This is a genomic window from Limnospira sp. PMC 289.06 (assembly GCF_032350395.1).
In the GTDB taxonomy this organism is placed as follows: Bacteria; Cyanobacteriota; Cyanobacteriia; order Cyanobacteriales; family Microcoleaceae; genus Limnospira; species Limnospira platensis.
This window is the reverse complement of sequence record NZ_JARPLC010000100.1, coordinates 1-3458: the sequence shown is the minus strand read 5'-3', so window position 1 is coordinate 3458 and position 3458 is coordinate 1. Positions and strand designations below refer to the sequence as shown.

Annotated in this window: 4 protein-coding genes; all 4 read right to left on the bottom strand. The window is 41.3% G+C overall.

Annotated elements, in window-relative coordinates; translation table 11 throughout:
* Positions 1-192: 192 nt before the first annotated feature.
* The 4 genes from arsC to P5674_RS17700 all read right to left on the bottom strand — a co-directional run bounded on the left by arsC (position 193) and on the right by P5674_RS17700 (position 3194).
* Positions 193-594, bottom strand: coding sequence for an arsenate reductase, glutathione/glutaredoxin type (gene arsC, locus P5674_RS17715; protein WP_006618238.1), 402 nt, complete (start codon positions 592-594; stop codon positions 193-195).
* A 26-nt stretch (positions 595-620) separates the two neighbouring features.
* On the bottom strand, positions 621-1265 hold the full coding sequence (gene arsH / locus P5674_RS17710) for an arsenical resistance protein ArsH (protein ID WP_006618237.1): 645 nt from the start codon (positions 1263-1265) through the stop codon (positions 621-623).
* Positions 1266-1272: 7 nt separating this feature from the next.
* Positions 1273-2421 carry an ACR3 family arsenite efflux transporter gene (gene arsB, locus P5674_RS17705; RefSeq protein ID WP_035738098.1) on the bottom strand — a complete coding sequence of 383 codons (1149 nt, stop codon included), beginning with the start codon at positions 2419-2421 and terminating at the stop codon, positions 1273-1275.
* Positions 2422-2960: 539 nt separating this feature from the next.
* Positions 2961-3194 (bottom strand): hypothetical protein, encoded by a 234-nt coding sequence (locus P5674_RS17700; RefSeq protein ID WP_035737841.1) that lies wholly within the window; start codon positions 3192-3194, stop codon positions 2961-2963.
* Between the last annotated feature and the right edge of the window lie 264 nt (positions 3195-3458).

Here is a 3458-nt window from a genome sequence, read left to right as displayed (position 1 = left end):
AACATCAGTTTTATGGGTCAGGCTGTCAACTGCTATCATAATTCCTAACTCCGCATTAGCACTGATATATATTATACACCCCACCCTAGACTAAGTGGGCTGATATAAGATTGACCGAAATAACTAGATCTTATTAAAACCAGATTCTGTGGTGAATTAACAACAGTAACCCACCCCAGAACCTCAATCAGGTTAGTTATCCTGTAACAATGTTTTAATCAACTTTTCCACCCTTTCTCTAACCTCCTCCCTAACCCTGGGGAAAATCTCCGGCTTTTCCGCTGGGTCGTCTAATTGCCAATCCTCAAATATCTCCCGTGTTAGCCATTCCTCTGGTAAATTAACACCGCAACCACAGAGGGAAATTACTGCGTCATAATCTTCGGGTTTAAATTCACTTAAAGCATTAGAAGTTTGGTTGCTAATATCAATGTCAACATCTGCCATAGCTTTGATAGCATAAGGGTTGACTTCGCTGCTTTCCAGTCCTGAACTGGTCACTGCTATTTTATCTTTTCCCATTACCTTAGCAAACCCCTCAGCCATTTGGGAACGAGAGGAATTTTTTTTGCAAACAAACATGACTTTTTTCATGGTTTCTCCAGAATTGTAATTGACAATTAAAGTGCTTTTTGTGCCGTTTCAATAACTGCTTTTTTGGCGAGTTCTTGGCGTTCACTGTGGCGGTCAGTTAAGTAATCCACCTTGTCCCGCAATAATAAGGTGAATTTATAGAGTTCTTCCATGACATCAATCACCCGATCGCGATAAGGTGAATCTTTCATAGTTCCATCCTCATTAAACTCTTGATAAGCCTTAGCAACTGAGGATTGATTGGGAATGGTAAACATTCGCATCCAACGCCCCAAAATTCGCATGGTATTCACGGCATTAAAAGACTGGGAACCCCCGCTAACTTGCATCACCGCTAGAGTTTTACCCTGAGTAGGTCTAACCGCGCCAATACTCAAAGGTATCCAGTCAATTTGGTTTTTCAGAATACCAGTAATATTACCGTGCATTTCTGGGGATGACCAAACTTGACCTTCTGACCATTGACTAAGTTCGCGCAATTTTTGAACTTCTGGGTGAGACTCATCAAAGCGATCGCGTAACGGTAAATCATGGGGATGGAAAAAACGAACTTCCGCACCCATATCCGTAATAATTTTAGCGGCTTCTTCTGCTAGTAAGCGACTGTAAGATCGCGTTCTTAATGAACCATACAAAAACAGGATTCTGGGAGGATGATCAAAATTAGTCATGATTCAATTAACACTTTAAACAACGGGGGTCTAGCAGTGTAGCTTTTTCCGGTTCTCGCGGAAACCAAAAAGCCGTTTTTTGGCAAAATTTCACCAGCATTAACATCACCGGAACCTCAATTAATACCCCCACCACAGTTGCTAAAGCCGCCCCAGAATTTAAACCAAACAGTGTCACCGCCGTAGCGATCGCTACTTCAAAATGATTACTCGCGCCAATTAAAGAAGCTGGCGCAGCATCCTCATAGGATAGCTTCATTTTCAAAGCCGCCACATAGGTAATCAAAAAGATAAAATTGGTTTGCAGAAATAGTGGCACAGCAATTAACAGAATATGCAGGGGATTTTCCACAATTAAATCACCCTTAAAAGCAAACAGCAAAATCAGGGTAATTAATAAAGCCGCCGTAGCCACAGGACTTAAATATTTCAGGAACTCTCTTTCAAACCAAGCCTTTCCTTTATACTGAAAAATCAAATAGCGAGTATACATCCCCGCCGCCAGTGGCAAACCCACATAAATCAGGACTGATAATAAAATAGTTTGCCAAGGTACAGTTAAGTTATTTGCCGACAGCAACCACCGTCCCAATGGTGCGTATAAAAACAGCATCATCAGCGAATTAACCGCCACCATAACCAGGGTAAGTCCTTGGTTGCTGTAGGAGAGATAACCCCACATTAAAACCATGGCTGTACAGGGGGCAATTCCCAATAATATAGTACCGGCGATATAGGAATCAGCGATGGGAATTTCTGCCCCTCTTAATATCTCAGTTCCGGTGATAATTGGTCGAAATAACCACCCCAGAAAAAACAGCGAAAAAGCTACCATGGTAAACGGTTTAATTAGCCAATTCACTACCATTGTTAATAGCACTGGCTTAGGTGCTTTAGCCGCATTAACTGCCTGGGTAAAGTCAATTTTAACCATGATGGGATACATCATGAAAAACAGACAAATTGCGATGGGAATTGACACCTGATAAATGCTCATTGAATCCAGGGTTACGGCGACCCCTGGAAACAATCGACCCAGGACAATACCTGCTATAATACAGAGAATCACCCACAGGGTTAGGTACTTTTCAAAAACGTTTAATTTACCCCCTGCTTGCACCGCTGATTTATTGATTTGTGGTGAATCATTACTCATGTTAAATCCTGACTATTAGGACTTGGTTTAATCCCCATATCTAAATTGAGGGACTAAATACATACCCCACGGGGACCCAGAAACCTAATTAATCAGGCCTCTAGTCCCTGTCAAGTTGGGTATAGTGTCTATTATTTCAAAAAAAATTGATATGTCAAGTAGGCAGAATATCTATAATCTGGCAAAAATGGCGGAGAGCGTATGGGCTATAATCCTGTATGGTAAGTAAATACAGACAATTTTGGCAGAGCAAATTTTATCAATAAGTTGTTTAATTGCGATTATGGTCATATATAGAAATCAAAAAATATTGATATTGTCTCCTTCCCAGAGATGGCTAGTGGAGACTTGGGTTTTACCATTAGCCCCAGAGTCAGATTAGGAATAGAGGCGAAGCGTTTACTTTAGTCTTGGAATTGTAGCAGTTCAGATTGGTATCCAGGGACTTGATGCGATCGCTTTTTTGTCCTAGGTGGGAATTTGTACTTATTTTGTCCATTTTCCCAGTAGGCTGTCATCCATTGGGCCAGTATGATAACTTACTCATTGCTTTCTGCTCTGGGACGGTTAATTCGGCTAGTGCGATCGCTTAATTCTGTTGGGTACTGCCTATATTGATTTAGGATTGTGTAAATCAGCTTCATTAGTTCGTTGTCTCTGGAGTTAACCTCTGATATCAGTTTCTGGTTTTGCTTCATTAACTGCCAGACTAAAAAAACTGTAATGCCATCAGTTCCTAGTTTGACTATATCTGGTAATACGTTAGAATCCATCGTTGTTGATTTCGTTGTCTTTTAAGTTCAATTCATCAGTGCGAGACGTTGAGGCATCAAATAGGGCTGCAATGCCCGAAATAACTGCCTAGTGGGGACTCCAACCCCTTGGTTGGATATATAGCACAAGACAGGAAAGTTAGGACGTATAATGGAGAGGACGAGATGACTAAGAAGACAAAAAATGCCAGCCCCCTATAGTTATAGCATTAGTCAAGGTGGTTAGGACGCAGCTTGGAGAACGGAATCCATGGCATCATCGAG

Excerpts from the sequence above, each read along its gene's own strand:
- arsH (WP_006618237.1), bottom strand. The coding sequence starts at position 1,265 with ATGACTAATTTTGATCATCCTCCCAGAATCCTGTTTTTGTATGGTTCA.
- P5674_RS17700 (WP_035737841.1), bottom strand. The coding sequence starts at position 3,194 with ATGGATTCTAACGTATTACCAGATATAGTCAAACTAGGAACTGATGGC.
- arsB (WP_035738098.1), bottom strand. The coding sequence starts at position 2,421 with ATGAGTAATGATTCACCACAAATCAATAAATCAGCGGTGCAAGCAGGG.
- arsC (WP_006618238.1), bottom strand. The coding sequence starts at position 594 with ATGAAAAAAGTCATGTTTGTTTGCAAAAAAAATTCCTCTCGTTCCCAA.